Below are 5,051 nucleotides of genomic sequence, written 5' to 3'. Positions count from 1 at the left end.
GTAAACGACTTTGAAACCCCTCGACAACCCGTTCGGCACGAGGTTGTCACCCATGTCTTAGGTACGACCTGTTACCTATGTCTCCGGTCTGGACAGCGGTCAGATGGCGGAGAGGGAGGGATTCGAACCCCCGACCCCAGGATTATGATTCCTGCGCACGCCTATCTGGTGCGCTCATCGCCTCCCCTTTGATCGTGCCCCTCTGCATCAAGGTCCTGCTTCGCGTTTCGGCGCCGGCTACTGGCCAGCTCCGAAAGCTCCTTCTTCAGCACCTCCCAGCGAGTTTCGACAGCCGGCATATCGTTTACAAATTGCCGTATCTCGCGGGCTAGCGCATGATCAGCTGCCACTCCAGAGCGCTGCAGCTCGGCGGCATAATCAAGATATCGCCGCCGGATCACATCCTGACGTGACTTGATCTGTTCGTCCCAAGGGTGTTTGGCGCTCCTTCCGCCCTTCACTTCCGAAAGCACCTCGTTGCGGGCACGCCGATCAACATCGGGCGTGATCTTTCTCTTGCGCATAGCGAGGACCGCCCCGCGCGCGGCCTTTCGAACTCGTCCGCGGGTTCGCCGCGGCGTTGCCTCCGCCGCGATCCCGCGAAGCCGAAGTTCGCCAGTAAAACGTTCTCGCCAGGCCTGAAGGTCCGCCTTACGGGGATTAAGGCGCTTTCCGTCATGGCCGAGGGATCGAACGGTCAAGTGCACGTGAGGATGCTTGTCATCGAGGTGCTGGACGAAGACGTAGTCATGATTATAGCCAAACGTTTCGATGGCAAATGCCCGGGCTGAATCCTTGACGGCGATGGCGTCGGTACCAGCCGGCATCGACACATTAATATTCACCGAAAGCGATCCGTCGCGGCGACGCTTATGGTCTAGACGGGCATCATCCACCCACCGTTGCTGCAGGTCTTTCAATCCGGAACGACCTGCCAGGGCCGCGCCCTGCTCTGTTTCGCCATCCAGCTCACCGTTGCGGGTGATGTAGGCAAGGTGCGACTTGAGATGCGCGGGCCCCCAATCGCCGCTGGGGCCGCTCTATTTGCACTCGCTGAGCGATGGCCGCAGGTTGTTGTGCCAAAGCTTCGAACCTGACGCCCTTCCGCATGCGCGCGGATTGACCAAGGGAAAGAGGGCCGTCTGAGGCGGCCTTCCGTTGACGAGGGCGAGCACCACCGCCCGATGAGTTAGCGAGGACTTGGGCGTAGCCTCGCGGTCGTAATCTCGGCAAATCAAACAGGTGGACCACCATAGGTCCCGACTCCTGCCTGACCAGTTCAGACCTGAATCGCAGAGTGCGCGCCCCGGAATTTACCGATCGATGCGACTTGGATGCTGGTTCATGCCCACTCTCCGAAGAAGAAGAAGAAGACGAAGAAAGAGAGTGGCTTCCCGTTATTGCGACCGACTATCAAAAGATAGAAAACTACGACACCCAAAAATTCGTAAGGGGTCAACGGTGACATCGGCTGACGCCAAGTTGCGTCGATCTCAAGTGAACGTGCAGCCGAGCCGTTGCGAGGTGCGCTGCGGGTCAAAACGCGAAGAGCAGAGCGCGAGCAGGTCTAGTCGGCCATTCTTACTGAACAGGCAGTCAGCGAAAGATGTAGCTACATCGCCAACGGGCCCGGTGCATCGCCGCCCACGACGACGTGTCGGCGCTGCCGTGCACGAGCAACCAACGGGGCGAATCCGTGAAGACGGCGGCGGCCGCTTGCCGCTCGATTCCGCCCCCCAATCAACAACATCCGAAACACATCGTGACTGAAGTAATTGCATACGCAGCAATTTGACGGCGGCCGGGGCTTGCTTCAGTTCGTTCCGTATCCGGAACGAACTGAAGGAAAGTCGCTGGCGTTGCAGATTTACAACCCGCACAGCGGACCGAAATACTAAGCTCGGCCATTGAGACAACCGAAACATATTCCATTCTTAGTTCAATATGGTCAGCGGGGGCGAACGATGTTTGATGTCTATCGCAATGACAAGCGCGGCTTGCTCGTTCTAAGTACAGGCTCTGCCGTACCTACGCTTTGCTCTGCACATACCTGGCGAAAGAGCAGAAAACGAGTTCTCAAGGTTAGCAACGAAATCAAGTCAGCCGTTCAGGCACAAGGCTATTACATCCGCAGCCTGCGGGCCACTAAGGAACGAATGATCTAGGTCAAGTAGCTCGGCGGCCGGTGTTCCCCATTTGCAAATCTCTATGACACGGCAGAAGCCAGTCCGCCATTATCGCGCTTCGTCAACTGTCGACACCCGCGCATCGGTGATAGCGAACTTATTTTCGCCATCTGGACGAAATTAGCGCTAAAATCTCCGACACCGGGGCTGGCCCGATATTGTACTTGTCCATTTTGACCCGGCTTTTTGACCACGCGCGGGCCGCCGCGAGTTTTCCTCGCTGCGGCCTTCGTGCTTTTCCACTGCGTGGACCGGGGCCTCGCTTAGAAGTTTCAGATAACCTGCCGACGGTTTGCAGTGATCGCTCACGATTCCGTAGCTCACCCTCACGTCCTGCCAAGCTGCTGAAGTCCTCCACGGCGGAAATGTACGTCCGTCCGCCGTCCCCCTTGCTGGGTTGAACCAACTCACAGACGCACACCTCCCGCTGCAAAATGCAGTCGCGAACTTGCCAGGGAGTAGTGAGGACGAGACGACCGTCGAGCTGGCGTTCGGTGACAGCCGCCAGCGCCACATCGAGTTGACTATCCCCTTCACTCGGCCAGTTCGCATGCCCCGCGTTAACCCTGTCTTTGATCTTCTCCCATAGCAGCGCTTCCCGGTTCACCTCTGCCACTAAGCGGCCTTATTGGACCTTTGCAATCGTTCTTGATTTCTGGAGCTCATTTCTAAGAGGATTTGAGTGAGGTTTCTCGTTCGGAGAGCGTGAAATCAGATGAGGGTGGCTCTCTTCCTAGTTGGCCTCGGTACACTCGCCGTGATGGAGCTCGAGGCGCCGCCGCGCATCACAGAGCCTGCGAACGAGCCGCCGGCTCTGGCAACCGTCGGATTACGTCCCTCACACGATACACTGACCAAGGCAGACCGGCTCGAAATTCCGCCATTCGAAGCGCCACCGCAGCCACTTTCCTCGCGCGAACTAAAGAATCCGTCGGACCACATTCCGATCGTTGCACGAGCACATTCGAAGATCATCGAGCAGGAGGGTAACGCAAGCGGAAAATCCGCGATCATGCTGCCCAGACCTCGGCCCCGGCACGGAATTTCCAAGGCAAGCGCGGGCGCCAGTCGCGCCAAACCGGTCGCGGAGGCGAAGCCGTGCCTGTCAGGTGCCTTCGATGGCGTCTTGAAAGCATTGAACCTGCAGACGCGATGCCAGACCTAGCGCACGGATACCTCTGCGTTGGAACGACAGCCGACCCGCGGCTCCCGCCGCATGTGTCAGGGCAAATACGCCGTGCCGAGGAAATCCGACCGCCTCGCCCCGACGAGCGTGGATCCGTTGTCGCCGCGCGGAAGTGGTTGTCCGCGGAATCCATCACGCTCGTTTTTGGAGTGGCAATCGGCCTGGCTTTCGTCGCGAGTTTCGTCCTGGTTCGCGATGCTCAGTTGAAGGGGAGCTCGATCGACAGGGCGGCTGCCAAGGCGCTGGTCGAGCGAATTATCATAGCCGAGTCCAACGGTGACCCGAATGCAAGGAACAAGCGGTCGAGCGCCACTGGCGCCGCCCAGTTTCTCGATGATACGTGGCTCGAAGCCGTTCGAAGGCACCGACGCGATCTGATCAAGGGCCGCAGCGACAAGGAAGTCTTGGACTTGCGCGGAGATGCTGAGCTTACGCGCGAGGTTGCCGCACGGCTGGTCGAGCAACATGCCGCGATGCTGACCAAGCGCGGTCTGCCGGCCACGCCCGGTTCTCTCTACCTCGCCCATTTCGCGGGACCGGCGGGAGCCGTGGCGCTATTTTCCGGCGCAGAAACTGCAGATGCTGCTTCAGTATGGCCGCCGCTGACATGACGGGTCGAACCACACGCGAAAAGCTGGTCAACGCGAACGCGTTCCTCGAGGCGATGACCGTCGGCGATATTAAGAGCTGGGCCGATCGCAAAATGGCAGTAGTCACTCGGCCCGGCCGTTAGCGGCTCAGATAATTACGCGATTTTGGGGTCGCGAAGCTCTCGGCTGGAAGCCAGCTCGGTAGCCGATCCATAGCGTTCAGGACGGCGCTCCTCCTGGCGTCGAACCTTGCGCGCAACAGAGCGGGAGCGCCTCCGGCGCCGGCGCGGCTGCGGCTGCACCCTACCGGCACCGTGCCAACACGCCGGAATGTCGCATTGCAGCTGGTCGACGCCAAACAGGGGAACCCATCGGGCAGCGCCCCCGCTGAGCTCCGTTGCTAAGGCGACCGAAGAACGCTTGCCGCATCCCAGTGTAAACGAGTCCGAAAGTCATGTAAGGCGCCGACGCAACTTTGGATCTCCTTCGATCGAGATAAGGAGCGGTCAGCAGCAACTGGAAGATGGCCCGAGCAGCCATGTATTGCGCTGCGGGCCGGCTTCTCTCGCTCCCGACTAACAGAACGTTTCCGCATGGACCTGAAACAGACCACCGCCCGCCGCGGCCGCGCCGGTGGGTCCAAAGATCAAACAGGGCAAAATCGCCGACAGGCATGGCGTGAGCACCATGGAGATAAGCACCTGGAATTAGACAGCATACATTACAAATCCGACACACCAACTTTCGGCTATTGTCAGAGTTCGAGCCCCGGTCGAAAATAGTTGAAGCTTAAAACATAGTCTGTACTCTAAGATCTTCGCTACCGATCTCTGCTGTTTCACGGAAAGCGTGAACTGAATGTCACCTTCCTCTACCGACAAGATCGCGCTCTTCATCGATGGAGCCAATCTCTACGCGACCGCGAAAACTCTGGGCTTCGACATCGATTACAAGCGTCTGTTGAAGGAGTTTCAGAGCCGCGGGACGCTGCTTCGGGCGTTCTACTACACCGCGATCATCGAGGATCAGGAATACTCCTCGATCCGGCCGCTGATCGACTGGCTCGACTACAACGGCTACACCGTGGTC

The 5,051-nt window shown here is 58.9% G+C and carries 5 protein-coding genes and 1 tRNA gene; 3 read left to right on the top strand and 3 right to left on the bottom strand.

The annotated features are described in order from the left end of the window. Positions 1-104 precede the first annotated feature (104 nt). A tRNA-Met gene (locus ABIB91_RS41480) sits at positions 105-187 on the bottom strand. After that, positions 162-920, bottom strand: coding sequence for a relaxase/mobilization nuclease domain-containing protein (locus ABIB91_RS41475; protein ID WP_354172944.1), 759 nt, complete (start codon positions 918-920; stop codon positions 162-164). The genes ABIB91_RS41480 and ABIB91_RS41475 overlap by 26 nt, the downstream gene beginning before the upstream one ends. 1,044 nt (positions 921-1,964) lie before the next feature. On the opposite strand from ABIB91_RS41475, the gene ABIB91_RS41470 reads away from it, so the two are divergent. Next, positions 1,965-2,165: a hypothetical protein gene (locus ABIB91_RS41470; RefSeq protein WP_219685685.1), complete on the top strand. Its 201-nt coding sequence runs from the start codon at positions 1,965-1,967 to the stop codon at positions 2,163-2,165. Between the two features lie 781 nt (positions 2,166-2,946). Further along, positions 2,947-3,351, top strand: coding sequence for a hypothetical protein (locus ABIB91_RS41465; RefSeq protein WP_354202958.1), 405 nt, complete (start codon positions 2,947-2,949; stop codon positions 3,349-3,351). A gap of 56 nt (positions 3,352-3,407) precedes the next feature. Here the strand turns inward: ABIB91_RS41465 and ABIB91_RS41460 are convergent, their stop codons facing one another. Continuing rightward, on the bottom strand, positions 3,408-3,839 hold the full coding sequence (locus ABIB91_RS41460) for a hypothetical protein (RefSeq protein ID WP_354172941.1): 432 nt from the start codon (positions 3,837-3,839) through the stop codon (positions 3,408-3,410). Between the two features lie 981 nt (positions 3,840-4,820). Between ABIB91_RS41460 and ABIB91_RS41455 the strand changes: the two genes are divergently transcribed. After that, the coding region (locus ABIB91_RS41455) for an NYN domain-containing protein (RefSeq protein ID WP_354172939.1) at positions 4,821-5,051 on the top strand (231 nt) is incomplete at its 3' end.

The organism is Bradyrhizobium sp. JR4.3, assembly GCF_040547695.1.
Classification (GTDB): Bacteria; Pseudomonadota; Alphaproteobacteria; order Rhizobiales; family Xanthobacteraceae; genus Bradyrhizobium; species Bradyrhizobium canariense.
The sequence above is the reverse complement of the archived record's forward strand: the minus strand, read 5'-3'. Positions and strand labels throughout refer to the sequence as shown.

Excerpts from the sequence above, each read along its gene's own strand:
- ABIB91_RS41470 (WP_219685685.1), top strand. The coding sequence starts at position 1,965 with ATGTTTGATGTCTATCGCAATGACAAGCGCGGCTTGCTCGTTCTAAGT.
- ABIB91_RS41465 (WP_354202958.1), top strand. The coding sequence starts at position 2,947 with ATGGAGCTCGAGGCGCCGCCGCGCATCACAGAGCCTGCGAACGAGCCG.
- ABIB91_RS41460 (WP_354172941.1), bottom strand. The coding sequence starts at position 3,839 with ATGTTGCTCGACCAGCCGTGCGGCAACCTCGCGCGTAAGCTCAGCATC.